General features: G+C 51.9%; 9 protein-coding genes. 7 read left to right on the forward strand and 2 right to left on the reverse strand.

Translation table 11 applies throughout. From position 1 onward, the window contains the following. The first annotated feature begins 14 nt into the window (after positions 1–14). The 6 genes from R3I13_RS17790 (at position 15) to R3I13_RS17815 (ending at position 9,703) form a co-directional block, all read left to right on the forward strand. Positions 15–608 carry a sigma-70 family RNA polymerase sigma factor gene (locus R3I13_RS17790; protein WP_346319306.1) on the forward strand — a complete coding sequence of 198 codons (594 nt, stop codon included), beginning with the start codon at positions 15–17 and terminating at the stop codon, positions 606–608. 68 nt (positions 609–676) lie between these two features. Beyond that, complete coding sequence (locus R3I13_RS17795; RefSeq protein WP_346319307.1) at positions 677–1,819, forward strand: FecR domain-containing protein; 1,143 nt, start codon at positions 677–679, stop codon at positions 1,817–1,819. A gap of 260 nt (positions 1,820–2,079) precedes the next feature. Then, positions 2,080–5,334 (forward strand): SusC/RagA family TonB-linked outer membrane protein, encoded by a 3,255-nt coding sequence (locus R3I13_RS17800; protein WP_346319308.1) that lies wholly within the window; start codon positions 2,080–2,082, stop codon positions 5,332–5,334. Between the two features lie 10 nt (positions 5,335–5,344). Beyond that, complete coding sequence (locus R3I13_RS17805) at positions 5,345–6,721, forward strand: RagB/SusD family nutrient uptake outer membrane protein (protein ID WP_346319309.1); 1,377 nt, start codon at positions 5,345–5,347, stop codon at positions 6,719–6,721. A 55-nt stretch (positions 6,722–6,776) separates the two neighbouring features. Beyond that, positions 6,777–8,183 carry a TlpA disulfide reductase family protein gene (locus R3I13_RS17810; protein ID WP_346319310.1) on the forward strand — a complete coding sequence of 469 codons (1,407 nt, stop codon included), beginning with the start codon at positions 6,777–6,779 and terminating at the stop codon, positions 8,181–8,183. A 41-nt stretch (positions 8,184–8,224) separates the two neighbouring features. After that, positions 8,225–9,703, forward strand: a complete 1,479-nt coding sequence (locus R3I13_RS17815; protein WP_346319311.1) for a TlpA disulfide reductase family protein — start codon at positions 8,225–8,227, stop codon at positions 9,701–9,703. Between the two features lie 93 nt (positions 9,704–9,796). Here R3I13_RS17815 and R3I13_RS17820 read toward each other — a convergent pair whose 3' ends face one another. Both R3I13_RS17820 and R3I13_RS17825 read right to left on the reverse strand, forming a co-directional pair. Then, the gene (locus R3I13_RS17820) at positions 9,797–10,669 is read right to left on the reverse strand and encodes an alpha/beta hydrolase (protein WP_346319312.1); all 873 of its coding nucleotides are present in this window, start codon (positions 10,667–10,669) and stop codon (positions 9,797–9,799) included. Between the two features lie 123 nt (positions 10,670–10,792). Continuing rightward, complete coding sequence (locus tag R3I13_RS17825) at positions 10,793–11,542, reverse strand: DeoR/GlpR family DNA-binding transcription regulator (protein ID WP_346319313.1); 750 nt, start codon at positions 11,540–11,542, stop codon at positions 10,793–10,795. Positions 11,543–12,009: 467 nt separating this feature from the next. Between R3I13_RS17825 and R3I13_RS17830 the strand changes: the two genes are divergently transcribed. Beyond that, the gene (locus R3I13_RS17830) at positions 12,010–15,240 is read left to right on the forward strand and encodes a TonB-dependent receptor (protein ID WP_346319314.1); all 3,231 of its coding nucleotides are present in this window, start codon (positions 12,010–12,012) and stop codon (positions 15,238–15,240) included. Position 15,241: the final 1 nt, after the last annotated feature.

Raw genomic sequence — 15,241 nt, forward strand, 5'->3', positions numbered from 1 at the left:
AAATCAAAGAATTATTGTCAACCGATCATACACAAGTGGACAGGGAGCTGCTTGCGCGGATAGCGCAGGGGGATGCCGATGCTTTCAGGTTGTTGTATGACCGGTACTGGAAAGACCTCTTTACCCTGGCGGCAAGAATGCTGAGAGGGGAAGAAGAGGCGGCTGACGTGCTGCAGGACGTCTTCCTTTCACTCTGGCAACGCCGGACCGAGCTCGATATACAGGGTTCCCTGCCCGCTTACCTGCACAGCAGCGTGCGCTACAAGGTAAGGGATTACATTGCCAGGAACATTACCCGCCGCGATTACCTGGCGGTGCTCACCGATACGGCTGTTAACACCCTTCCCCCGTCTTCACAACTCAGGTTGGAACTGAAAGAGGCCCAGGAGGCCATCCAGGGCGCCGTGGCAAAAATGCCCGCCCGTATGAAGGAGGCTTACCTGCTCAGGCGCGAACAACATCTCAGTTATGCCGAGATCGCGGAAAAAATGGGCACTTCCCCCGAAACCGCCAGGAAACAGGTGCAGCAAGCCCTGCTGCTCATCAAAAATACCCTTGGATACACCGGCGTAGCCGTTATCATGGCCCTTTCCGACCTGGCCAGGTAAATTTTTTTCTTTTTTATACCCGGTTTAGCTTTCCCGCCCGACTACTTATTAGAACCACGTTGATTTATATGGACGCAATTAAAGCGAGAGAACTGATCGAACGTTATAACCAGGGCAACTGCACGGCTGAAGAAAAGCTGCTGGTAGAGGCCTGGGAAGCGGAGTTGGAGGCTACCGGCGAATTCAACGCAGATGAGCCGGGGCTGGCGCGCTGGCAGGAGGAAGTGTATGCCCGCCTGATGGAACAGGTGGGCCCGGAGGTTGAAACAACGCCTGTGCCCGTACACCGTGTGCATTTTATGAGAAGATGGGGCTGGGCTGCGGCAGTGGCCGTGCTGGCCGCAGGCCTGGGTGCGTACCTGCTAAGCACCAGGGATAAAAGTTCCCAGCCTGAGGTAGCGGCCGTCAATACACCCGACATCGCTCCCGGCAAAAACGGCGCGGTGCTTACGCTGGCGGACGGCTCGCAGGTGGAGCTGGACAGCCTGGGCAACGGCGTGATCGCCACGCAGAACGGCGCAAAGGTGCGGTTGCAGAACGGGCAGGTGGTGTACGACGAAACCGGGGAACCGGCCGGAACTGCATTTAATACCATGACCACGCCCCGCGGCCGCCAGTTCAGGATAACGCTGCCCGATGATACGAAGGTCTGGCTGAACGCAGCCAGTTCCCTGCGGTATCCTACCGCATTCACGGGGAAAGAACGGAGAGTGGAAGTAACAGGGGAGGCCTACTTTGAAGTAGCGAAGAACAAAGACAAGCCTTTTCTTGTAGAGGTAAATAATACTGCTGAAGTGCAGGTGCTGGGAACGCACTTTAATATAAACGCTTATGCAAACGAGCCGGCCATTTATACCACCCTGCTGGAAGGCAAGGTTGGAGTGGTGAGCAACAGGCAGGGCGCGATGCTGAAACCAGGTCAGCAGGCGCAGATAAGCAACGGCATCAAAGTGGCGGACGATGTGGATATCGACAAAGTAATGGCCTGGAAGAACGGCGTTTTTAATTTCGAAGGCGCTACGCTGGAGCAGTTCCTGCGGCAGGTGGAAAGATGGTACGACATAGATGTGGAATATGAAAAAGGCGTACCGGCGATCACCTTCTGGGGGAAAATGACGAGGGACATTCCTTTGTCAGGCCTGCTGGTAGTGCTGCAGAAGTCGAACGTGCATTTCAGGCTGGAAGGGCGGAAGCTGATCGTGCTGCCCTGATTGGAACAGGCGGATATTACCTATACATAAATAACATTAAGACATGAGTAATCAGAAGAGTAAGACCAACCGTTTTACGATCAACCATTAATAAAAAGCCGCCATGGTTGGCCCCATGACGGCAGGATTCAATTGAAATAAACCGGTCTGACAAACCATTTCATTAACAACCAAATCTCTTGCAATTTATGCAAAAAAACTGCCATTGGCAGCCGGGAAGCCCGGCCAGATGCCATCGCCTAACCAAAATCGTGAGGATCATGAGATTGACCGCTTTTTTATTGACCGTTGCGCTTGTTCATTCCTATGCCGCCGGCACAGCACAGAAAGTTTCTTATTCCGCGAAGGGAGCGAGCCTGAAGCAGGCTTTCTCAGCCGTGGAAAAACAAACCGGCTACGTCGTTTTTGCCAATGAACAATTCTTCAATGCAGCCAAACCGGTATCGGTAAAAGCGGAGAACATGCAGCTGCAGGATTTCCTGGATGCTTTGCTGAAAGACCAGCCGCTGGATTATATTATCCAGGGAAAAACCATCGTGCTTTCCTGGAAAGCCCGCCCTGCCGCACCGCCGGCGCCCGTGTCGGCTGAAGAGCCGCAGGTGCAGGACAATATCATTATCAAAGGCAGGGTGACCGATGAAAAGGGAAATCCCTTGCCGGCCGTTTCCATCGTGGTGCCGGGAACGCCTTTCGGCACGCATACGGAACCTGATGGCACTTACACCCTGCGGAATGTGCCGAAGAATGCGGAACTGGTCGTATCCTACATCGGTTTTGAAACACAACGCTTTAAAATAAATGGAAGGGAAGAGATCAACGTAGCGCTGAAGATCAGCGTGAGCGGGCTGAACGAGACCGTGGTGATCGGCTACGGCACCACCACCAAAGCGAAGAACACCGGCAGCATCAGTTCCATTACCGCGGAAGAAATTGCCAAACAACCGGTGGCCAACCCGCTCAACGCATTGCAGGGCAGGGTAGCCGGCGCGCTCGTTACCCAATCCAACGGCCTGCCCGGCTCCCGTGTGACCATCGTGGTGCGCGGCCTCAATACGCTGGACCAAACCGGCGCGGGCTCGCAGCCGCTGTATATCATAGACGGCGTTCCATTCAACATCCAGGACGGCGCGGTACCTGTTACCAACGATCTCAACGGCCGCGGGTCTTTCGCTGCCAACGGCGGCATCAGTCCCTTCAGCATTATCAACCCCGCTGAGATCGAAAGGATAGACATCCTCAAAGATGCCGATGCTACGGCTATCTACGGCACCCGCGGCGCCAACGGCGTAGTGCTCATCACCACCAAAAAAGGCCAGGCCGGTAAAACGAAGCTGGACATTAACGTATACCGTGGTGCGGGGAAAGTCGGTCATTTCATCCCCATGATGAATAAGGAACAATACCTCCAGATGCGCAAGGAAGCCTTTGCCAACGACGGCATTACACCCACTGCCGGCAACGCGCCCGACCTGCTCCTCTGGGATCAGGACACGAATACCGACTGGCAGAAAAAATACCTGGGCGGCACCGCGAACGCTACAGATGCGCAAGCCACCGTATCCGGCGGCGACCAGCGCACGCGCTTCCTGCTGAATGCCGGCTACCATAAAGAAACTACGGTATTTCCCGGCGATTTTAACGACTACCGCATCTCCACCAGGCTGAATGCGGAGCACAGCTCGCTGGATAAAAAATTCTTCGCCAGCGTTGCCGTCAATTATTCTTACGGGGAAAGCAACCTGCTGCGGCAGGATATGAGCACGCTCTACAATCTTCCGCCGAATCTCCCGCTGTACAATGCCAATGGCGGGCTGATATGGACGGGCAATTTTACGAACCCTGAATCGTACCTGCTGGTGAAATATATCGGCAAGACCAATAACCTGATGGCCAATACGATATTGCGCTATACCATCCTGCCTGGCCTGGACTTTAAGACCAGCTTCGGATACAGCAGCACATCGCTGAACCAGAACAACCAGCTCCCGGCAATATCAAAAAATCCACTGAGCGGTACGCCTACCAATTCGGCGGATTTTACGACGATAGAGCAAAAAGGGTATATCGTGGAGCCACAGCTTACCTATAATACCAGTATTTACAAGGGAAGGCTGTCTGCTTTATTGGGCGGCACTTTCCAGCATAGCCTGAATACTTCCCTGCGCAATTCCGCAGATAACTACAGCACGCCGGCTTTACTGGGTACCCTTGCAGGCGCGGGCACTTACGGGAACCCAAGTTCCGGTTATACGCTCTATCGCTATAATTCGCTGTTTGGCCGCGTTACCTATGATTGGGATTCCAGGTATCTTTTCAATGCAGTGTTGAGAAGGGACGGTTCTTCCAGGTTCGGGCCCAGCAATCGTTTCGGCACTTTCTGGTCCCTGGGCGGCGGATGGGTATTCACCAACGAGGAATTTGGAAAATCACTCCCCTGGCTGTCTTTCGGCAAGCTGAGGGCCAGCTACGGCCTTACCGGCAACGACCAGATCGGCGATTACCTGTACCGCAACCTGTATTCAGGCACTACGGCATACCAGGGCGGGGCCGCGCTGGCGCCCAGCAGGGTAGAGAACCCCACTTTGAAATGGCAAACCACCTATAAGCTGGAATTTGGCATGGAGCTGGGTTTCCTGCAAAATGCCCTGCAGGTGACCGCGAATTATTACAGGAACCGCACACCTAACCAGCTGGGTTCTCTTTCCCTGGCTACGCAGGCCGGGTTCAATTCCTACAGCGCCAACTTTGACGCGTTGATCCAGAACACAGGCTTCGAGCTGGAATTAAATACTGTCAATATCCGGAAGAAAGATTTCAAATGGAGCAGTTCATTTAACCTGACCATCCCGAGAACGAAAGTGCTAAGCGCCAGCAAGAGTTATTTCTTCTATAACGTGAATGCTCTCGGGCAGCAGCTGAGCTATCTAATGCGTTTCCAGTACCAGGGCGCCGACCCTGCTACCGGCAAGCCCATGTACCGCGATGCGGCGAAAGACAGCCTGACCTTTACGCCTAATTTCAGCAGGGACCGGGCGATAGTAGGTTATACCGCGCCCAAGGCATACGGTGGCCTGAACAACGTGATCACTTATAAAAATTTCGATCTCAGTTTCTTCTTCCAGTATACCATCCAGGACGGCAATATACGGCCGGCCAGCGCACCGGGTGTGCTGAGCGGCGGCAACATGCCTGCCTTCTGGCTGGACCGCTGGCAGAAGCCAGGCGATGCGACCAGTGTGCCAAGATATACCACCACATCTTCCATTTATTCCTCTTATTCCGGCTCAGACGCCGTTTTCGGGAACGCTTCCTGGTTGCGCCTTCGCAACGTCAACCTTTCCTATTCTTTCCCGAAACAGATAGCGGAGAAGATAAAAGCAGGCAACCTGCGGGTATACCTGCAGGGCCAGAACCTCTGGTGGACTTCCAAACAGAAATATGTTTACGATCCGGAAACAGGCACTGCCATGCCGCCGCTGCGGGTAATCACAGCCGGAATTAACGTTACACTTTAAAATTGCCAGCATGAAATCGAGAATATTGCATATAAAGAATAGCTGCCTGGGGTTCGTTTCCCTGGCATTGGTGACAGGTTTTTACTCCTGCGAAAAATACATTGCTATCGACACGCCGCCCAACGCCGTTGGCTCTGATAACGCCTTTACTGATTCAGCCGCGGCTACCGCTGTTGTGATGGGCATTTACAGCGGCATTGCCAGCGGTAATGAATCTGTTGTTTTAAGCTCCATCAGGTACGGAGCCATGAGTGCTGATGAAGGATACTATCTTACCAATACTTCTTTCGATAATTTTAAGAATAATGTGCTGGCTGCCAGTAATGATGCGCTGATCCAATATTCCAACCTGTACAGGAGAATAGGCAGAACCAACTTCGCGATCGAAGGGCTCACCGCCACCACCTCTCTTTCCGCCACGTTAAAGAACCAATTATTAGGTGAAGCCAAATTCTGGAGAGCCTGGCTGTATTTCCAGCTGGTCAACTATTTCGGGAAAACGCCGCTGGTGACCACTACAGACGCACTGCGCACCAGCCAGCTGCCAAGGTCTGAAGTAGCGGATGTATACAAACAGATCGTGGCCGATCTTACAGACGCAAAGCAACTGCTGGGTACCGCCTATCCTTCGCTGGAAAGAGCAAGGATCAACCGGTATGTAACCTCCGCATTCCTCGCCAGGGTATATCTCTACCAGTCCAACTGGGCGGGCGCCGAAGCTGAGGCCACGGAAGTGATCAACAGCGGCGTATACAGCCTGGTAACCGACCTGGACAAGGTGTTCCTGATGAACAGCAACGAAACTATCTGGCAGATATCACTGGCGGGCATTACCACGCCTGCAACGATCATGGGCAGCGAGTTCCTGCCGTCTGCCACCACACCCAGCTTCGTGCTATACGATACATTGGCCAACACCTTCGAAGCCAACGACCAGCGCAAGGTTTACTGGACCAAATCCATGACCTATGCTGGGAAAGAATACTGGTATCCTTATAAATACAAACTACGCAACGCCACCGCCGGCAACGAGTACCCGGTGATGATCAGGCTGGCGGAAATGTACCTTACCCGCGCGGAAGCCAGGGCCAACCAGCAAAAGGTGGAAGACGGCGTGAAGGATATCAATGAAGTACGGAACCGCGCGCAGATACTTCCTTTGCCGCTCACTCTTACGAAAGACCAACTGCTGGCTGCGGTAGAACATGAGAAATGGGTGGAATTGTTTACCGAGGCAGACAGGTGGTTCAACCTGAAAAGGCTGAACAGGGCCACGGCAGTGCTGAGCCTGATAAAGCCCGCCTGGAAACCGTTCCAGCAGCTATATCCCATTCCCTCTCAGGAACTCAACGCCAACCCGAATCTTGAAGACAATCCCGAATATTAACTTACACAACCAACGGAGCGGTATGCCCCGTTGGTTGCCTTCAACCATTAAAGTCATGAAACTGCTTCCCCTTTTATTTTGCTCGCTACTGGCCTTACCCAGCGCCGCCCAACGCCGCACCGCTGATCCCAGGCTGAACGCCATCCTGGACATGAAGGATACGGCGGCCTTGCAGGATACGCTTCGCACCCTGGAAAACAGCAAAGAAGAAAGCGACCTCCAGCTGCTGCTGAACTATTACAACGGCACGCGGAACACGGATAAAAAAGAAGAGATCGCTGAAGTGATCAGCCAGCGTTTTCCCAACGGCAGGGCGGCTTTTAATGTACTGGGCGAACGGATCTATGTAGAGCGAGACCCCGCTGAAAATGAAAAGAACTACCGCGAAATGGTAGCACGGTTCGGCTCAAGACCGGAATTCAACCTGGACGGTTCCAGGTATTTCGTGGCCGTTACTTTCCTGGGCAAAAACAAACCGCAGAAAGTAATGGAGTACCTGAACATGATCCGGAACAGCGAGTATAAAACAAATGCATTTTCCTATGCCGCGCGCGAATCCATTGCTGGAAAGGATTACAAGCTGGGCGAAAAGCTGATCCGGAAAACTTTCGCCGATCTCAAAGGCGATACCACCCATAAGGGAATGGATGAATTCTCCAGGATATTCAGCGAGCTGCTGTATGCCAACGGGAAATATAAAGAAGGATTCCCACACGCTAAACGGATATACGAAAAGCAGTCCAAAACAACTGCGGTGGGCATCGCCCAACTGAAGGCGACCTATCTCAACTACCTCATTCAACTGAATAAATACAACGAAGCATATCCCGATATGGTGGACCTGCTGAAAAGCGGCGCTGCCACCCCGCTGATAAAGGAGCGTTTTAAAACCGCTTATGTGGCTGTGAATGGCTCTGAGAAAGGATTTTCGGAGCTTTCTGCGGAAATAAACAAGGCGTTTAAAGAAAAAGTAAGGGAAGAAGTAGCGAAAACGATGGTCAATAAACCGGCGTATGATTTTGAGCTGAAAGACCTCGCAGGTAAAACCGTTAAGCTGAGCGACTTCAAAGGAAAGGTAGTGGTGCTCGATTTCTGGGCTACCTGGTGCGGCCCCTGCAAAGCGTCTTTCCCCAATATGCAGGAAGCGGTGAACAGGTATAAGAATGACGGGAATGTGGTGTTCCTGTTCATTCATACCATGGAAAAAGCGCCTGATGCGGCCAAGGCTGCAGGGGATTATATCAGGGATATGAAATACACGTTCAATGTACTGATGGACCTGAAAGACCCGGAAACTAAAAAGAATACAGCTGCGGTGAACTATAAGGTCAACGCCATTCCATGCAAGATCGTGATCGACGGCGCGGGAAACATCCGCTTTACCACGATAGGTAACAGTGCTGCCGGCAGCGACGCATTCCACGAAGAAATGGACGCCATGATCAATATGGCCAGGGGATGATCCCGGAAAATCTTTAACCAACCCACGATAAAACGTAAAACATGACAAAATTCCTTTTACCGGCTTTTCTACTGGTGGCAACAGCCGGCGCAAACCATGCATACGCCCAGTCAGGAAAACCGGCGGCTGATACGACAGAACGGTATTATGCCAGGCTCGCCCGCTCCTCTGACGAAGCGGACAAAAGCAAACTGGAAGCGCAATTGTATGCGCTGATCCAAAGCAGCAAAGACGAAAGGGACTGGCTGACCGCCCGCCGTTTCTTTTATATGCTGAACAAGCAGAAAGTGAGCGATTCCATAACAGGCAGGCTGAAGACCATGTTCCCATTGGGAGAAGTAGTGAGAGAAGAGGAAGTAACAGTGGTATACAACGAAAAAGATGCCCTTAAAAAGGAAGCGGCCTATAAAAAATGGGTGGCAAAGTTCCCGCCAACCAAGCCCTGGAAAGACAGCTACTCATACGATTATGCTGCCCACGCTGTTGCCAACGCATTTATGGAAGCCGGCGACCTTAAGAAGATGATGGTGTACGCAGACAAAATACAGTCGCCTGTCTGGAAACCGGAAGGGCTGACCGGCCTGTCGCAGCGCCTGGCGGCAAAAGGAAATACGAAGGAGGCAGCTGTATTATGCCATAAGGCGAGGGCGCTGGCGCTCAGCCACCTGTCTGCAAAGAGCAGCGACCAGGGTGCGAACGGTTTTGTGAAAGCAGCCTATGTGACCAGCAGCTCCATTCTCGCCGAGATTTCATACAAGGAAAAGAAATACGACCAGGCACTGAAGTACATCACTGAGGCCCGCGACAGTTCAGACAGGATGAGACCGAATATAAATTTTGCCTACGCAAATATCCTGGCCGCCCTGGGCCGGAACAGCGAAGCCTTCAACGTGCTGGATGAAACTGTTCAGGCAGGCTTTGTGAGCGCCCCGATAAAGAAAAGCCTCCAGGAGCTGTACGTAAAGGTTAAAGGAAGCTCAGCCGGTTACGATGAGTACATGGCTGCGCTGAATAAAAAGATAGCCGAAAAAGTAAGGGCCGACCTGGCAAAGCAGATCATCAACACACCCGCTCCCACGTTCACATTGTCTGACGTGAACGGCAAATCCGTTTCCCTGGCGGACCTGAAAGGGAAGATCGTGGTGCTGGACTTCTGGGCCACCTGGTGCGGCCCCTGTAAAAGGTCTTTCCCCGCGATGAAAACAGCGATGGAAAAATTTAAGGATGACAAGGACGTCCGTTTCCTGTTCATCCATACATGGGAAAAGGAAGAGGACGCGACTGAAAAAGCAAAACAATACGTGGTTGAAAACAATTATCCTTTTGAAGTGCTTATGGATCTGAAAGATGCAGGTACAGGGACAAATAAAGTGGTGACGGACTACAAAGTATCGGCCATCCCCACGAAATTCGTGATCGACAGGAATGGGAATATTCGCTTCAAGTTCACCGGCGCTGGAAGTACAGACGATATTGCCGTGGAAGAAGTCTCTGCCATGATAGAGATGGCAAGAAAGTAAAAATACCAAAACGCAGTTCAATCTCCATTGGTTGGGAATTGTACAAAAGGAAAGGACAAACGGGGGATTCCCTGTTTGTCCTTTTATCTTTTATTATGTTTTAAAAAACCGGAGGAATTCCTGCAAAACCTCATCAGGACATTCTTCCATCAAAAAGTGCCCTCCCGGCAAAGCCGCGCCGGATATCTCGCCCGCCCAGTTCTTCCAAACCGGCAGCGGGCCGTCAGGGCCGGGGAAATCCTTTTCCGACCATAAAGCCAGTACGGGGCAATGTATGTGCCGGTGACTGACGCGGTCTTCGTGATCATACGCCGCATCAAGCACCGAAGCCCTGTATTCCGCGCACATCGCCGCTATTACTGCTTCCTTTTTAAAACAACGCAGGTATTCGGCTCTTGCTTCAGGGAAGATCAGCGCAGGTGTTGCGGACCAGTCGTCCAAAACATAATTGAGATAAAATGCGGGGTTTTCATGTATCAGCTTTTCCGGCAGGGGAGCGGGTTGGGCAAGAAATATCCAATTCCCCATTTTCAGGGCGGTATCGTAGGTGAACTTGTCCATCATGTCCAGTGTGGGAATGATATTGAGCACTGCCAGCCGGGAAATTTCCCCGGGATGGTCGAGCGCCATGCGGTAAGCAACACGTGCTCCCCTGTCGTGGCCGGCCAGTGCAAAAGTGCTGAAGCCAAGCTGCTGCATCAGCTGTACCATGATGTTGCCCATGCTGCGTTTGCTGTAGTTGCTATTGTCCGCATCGGGAACTGGTCCCTCAGAATCGCCGTAGCCGGGAAGATCCGGTAATACCACTGTATAACCGGCAGCCAGTTGTGGCGCGATCTTATGCCATGCCGCTTTTGTTTCGGGAAAACCATGTAATAGCAGCAATCCCGGTCCTTTCCCGGCCATTGCCATGTCGATCGTGCAATCAGCGACCTCCATCTTTTTATGAGTAAAGGTTTCCAGCATGGTTTCCAGGTTTTCGTTAACAGCTTTTATCCTGTTTGCAGTGAATAACCTGGCTGCAAATACCCCGCCAACGTACTATTGCTGTAGTGCTCATATACGCCGGAAGCGGGAAAGGCCGTGACCTTATAATACGGTCAGGCCTTCTTTATTATAAGCGGCCATCACCGGGTGGCCGGGGGCAAGTTCCGTAACAAGATAATCTACCTGGTTAACGTCGCATATCTTCAGCCTGCGGCTGCTGTTCAGTTTTTCACTGATGCAGAGCACGGCGGTTTTGCGCGCGGAGCGTACGATCGCTTTTTTTACCTGCACAATTTCCCAGTCCACATCCGTCAGCCCGTCTTCCGCGGAGAACCCGTTGGCGCCCAGCAGGCAAAGGTCCGCTTTGATCTCGGACAGCTGGTTGATCACGCTGGAGCCTGTATGAAGGTTAGCATTCTTGGACAGCTTGCCGCCGATGGTGATCACTTCCAGGTTGCTTTTTTCCGACAGCGTGATAGCCACCTGCGGGCTGATGGTAAAAAAAGTAACGGTAAGGTGCTCGGGAATGGCTTTGGCGAATTCAAGCATGGTAGTGCCGCCTTCCGTTAATACCACCATATCTTTTTTGATCAGCGATAATGTTTTTTCAGCGATCAGCTGTTTGGAATCCTGCGCATAGATCGTGCTGTCTTTCATGAACGGGGTAGCGAGAGATTTGCTGATGGCCCCGCCATGCACTTTAATGATATATCCTTCTTCCACCAGCTCTTTCAGATCGCGGCGCACGGTATCCTCCGAAACATCCAGCAGGATGCTGAGGTCGTTGGACAGCACCTTATTGTGCAGGTTGATCTCCCGCATGATCAGCTTTTGGCGTTCTTCTTTGAGCATCTTTTTCTTTTATTAACCGGTCTTGAAATTACCCTAAAAAACAATCAGCCATATGCGTTTATTTGCGTTTTTGAGTAAAAGACCAAATAAAAACGCAAACCGGCATTAGTTCAAAATTAACTTATGGTTACCATAATATTAAATTCATACAAATATGGTGTTTTGATTGATTTGTGTCAAAAATAGGGTTAAAATAACAGTATTCTGGAAATATTTTAAACTAATTGAGATTTTCTTCTATGTGTTTATGTGCAGATTTTTATTGAAGGAAAATGCAGAAAAGTTTTGAATTTGCGTTTTTATGCTGTTATATTTGTTCTGATAGTCGATTAAAAACGCAAATATCGGCAGGCAAATACGCAAACATGAGACTATTTTTTATCAACCAGCGGCCGTTTCCAATTAGACATGATCTTGAAATAAACCAGGGGCATCCTCATCACTCAGCAATTAAACTCACCGGGAATATGCAAAAAAGATTTCTCGTATCTATGACAGCTTCAGCCGCAAGGCTGTGTTTTATCGCAGGGGCCATTTGTTTGCTGGTATGTTATACATCCCGCACAATGGCGGCTAGCCCTGTTATGCAAACCGCCGCGGAGATCACCATCCACGGGCGGGTAACGGACAGTGGCAGTGGCACACCGCTGCCCGGCGCACAGGTGCGGCTTAAAGGCACCCAGACAGGTACGGCCTCCGACGGCGAGGGCCGCTTTACGCTCACTGTACCGGATAATGCCGGTACGCTCATCGTCAGCTTTATGGGATACACCACGCAGGAAGTGGCGATTGCCGGGCGGAAAGAGATCAACATTCAATTGAAGCCCGACGCCCAGACCCTGCAGGATGTAGTAATAGTAGGGTATGGCACCCAGTCCAAAACAAAAGTGACCGGCTCCGTAGCGCAGGTAGGGGAAGAAGTGTTCAAAAACCGCCCCATCGTGAACATCGCCCAGGGCCTCCAGGGGGCCATCCCTAACCTGAACATCACCTTTGGTGACGGGCAGCTGAACCGCGGCGGCACCTTCAACATCCGCGGCTTCACCTCCATCAACGGCGGCGCTCCCCTGATCCTGGTAGACGGTACGCCCGGGCAGATCAACCTCATCAACCCCGAAGATGTGGAAAGCGTAACCGTATTAAAAGATGCCGCCTCCGCCGCTATTTATGGCGCCCGTGCCGCTTTCGGCGTAATATTGGTGACGACCAAAAGAGGGAAGGAAGGCAAACCCCTCGTGCGTTATACCAACAACTTCGGCTTCGGCAAGCCCATCGGTATCCCCTCCGTGGTGAACGACCCGCTGGAAGCTGCGACCATACAAAACGAAGCATACCGCGGCTACGCAGGCACAGACGCGCCGGGCATGCCGGCCATCATCGAATACCTGCAACAGCGGCGCGATGATCCTTCATTGCCTGAGCTGGGTGTGGATGCCAGTGGCAACTTCATCCGAGGCGCGAATACGGATTGGTATGATGAATTCTATAACGACAAAGCGCCTTTTTCAAAAAACTATATCAGTGTTTCCAATTCAAAAAATAACACTTCCTATTATCTCTCCCTGGGCTATGAAAAACAGAAAGGCATTTTCGCCCATGCCACGGATTCCTACGAGCGTATCAGTTCCCGCCTGAAAGTGGATACCCGTGTATGGGAATGGCTGCAGGTGTTCGATAACATAGAATTCAACCAGGGCGTGTACGACGCGCCCAACAAATTTGTAACGGACGGCGGTTACAACGTGTACCGTTACCTTTCTCTCTACGCCAACCCTTACGAAGCTATTAAGACGGCTAACGGCAATTATACACTTGCAGGTATGTCTGTATTCGGGCAGCTGAATGATGCCGGCCGTACAAAGAATAAAGACCAGGTGTTCAAGAACACGGTAGGATTCCGTACGAATTTCTTCAACAACCGGTTACGGCTAAACGGAGATTACACGTACTTCCTCACGCAGACCCGCGACGATATCCAGTATTTCAGGATGAAATATGAGAACAGGCCCAACAGCATCGTGAATTTTACCAACCCGGATTATTATTCTTCCGGCGCTGCAGACAGGGCGCATCACATCATCAACCTGTATGCGGAATATGAAGAACGTTTCGGGAAACACCATGTAAAAGGTCTCGCAGGATTCAACCGCGAGCTGAACCAGCTGAGTTCATTTATAGCGAGGAGGGATGAGAATATCACTTCCAGCCTGGGTTCCATCAACCTCACCAACGGCCTCACCACCCTGTCTGCCGACAAATCGGAATGGGCGCTGCAAGGGATCTTCGGCCGGCTGAACTATGATTTTGATAATAAGTACCTGGTTGAATTCAACGGCCGGTACGACGGTACATCCCGTTTTGCGAAGAACGACCGTTTCGGGTTTTTTCCTTCTGTTTCCGCAGGATGGGTGCTTTCCAATGAACCTTTTTTCCGGTCATTGAAAAAGACGGTCAACAGCTTCAAGCTCCGCGCTTCCTATGGTTCGCTGGGCAACCAGCTGGTAAGCAATTACGCGTACATCAGCACGATATCGCCCTACACCGCTTCTGACCTGCTGGACCTGAACGGGGCGCTGCCGCTGGCGGTGCGCGCTCCCGGCCTGGTGCCTTTCAACCTCACCTGGGAAACGGCCAGCACGCTGAATATGGGCTTTGATATGGCTTTGCTGAAGAACAGGCTGAATGTGGGATTTGACTGGTACGACCGGCAGACGAAGAACATGCTCACCAAAGGCAGAACACTGCCCGCGGTGCTCGGTACGGCTGAACCGAAAGAAAACGCGGCAGACCTTTCTACTAAAGGATGGGAGCTGTCCCTGAAATGGAATGATGAACTGCAGCTGACCGGCAAGCCGTTTGCCTATCACTTTTCCGTGGTGCTGTCAGACAGCCGGTCGGTCATTACCCGCTTCAACAATCCCAGCAGGTTGCTGACTGATTTTTATGAAGGGATGGAAGTAGGCGAAATATGGGGATACAAGACCCTGGGCTTCTTCAAAACAGACGATGAATCCGCCGGACATGCGGACCAGTCCAGGCTGCACCTGTTTCCCGGCCTGCCCAAAGCGGGAGACATCAAGTTCGAGGACACGAACGGCGACAAGGTGATCAGTTTCGGAAAGAACACGGTAGACGATCCGGGCGACCTCCGCAAGATCGGGAACACCACACCCCGTTACGCATTCGGTGTGAACATGGGTTTTGACTGGTACAACTTCTCGCTCGACGTATTCCTGCAAGGGGTCGGCAAGCGTGATTTCTGGCCGGGCACCGAGTCTGCCGTGTTCTGGGGTTTTTACAACCGCTGGAACCAGCCCGTGTACGATCATATTCAAAACAATTACTGGACGCCTGAAAATCCGGACGCTTACTTCCCGCGCCTGCGCGCTTACGAGGCGCTTACCACAGACCGGTCGCTGGGCGCCGTGCAGACGCGTTACCTGCAGAATGCGGCGTACCTGCGGCTTAAGAACCTCAGCGTTGGTTATACCATCCCGCAGTCCATTTCCACCAGGGCGAAGATCGCCATGGCAAGGGTATTCTTCTCAGGGCAAAACCTGTTTGAATGGACGCGCCTGTCCAAAGCATTCGATCCTGAAGGGTTGAGTGACGAAGTAGACGCTTCGCGCGCAAACGGCGCCGGCTTTGTATACCCGCTGATGCGTACGTTCACATTTGGTGTTGAGATCAACTTTTAAA

Origin of the sequence: Chitinophaga sp. YIM B06452 (assembly GCF_039655965.1) — a bacterium.
Taxonomy (GTDB): Bacteria; Bacteroidota; Bacteroidia; order Chitinophagales; family Chitinophagaceae; genus Chitinophaga.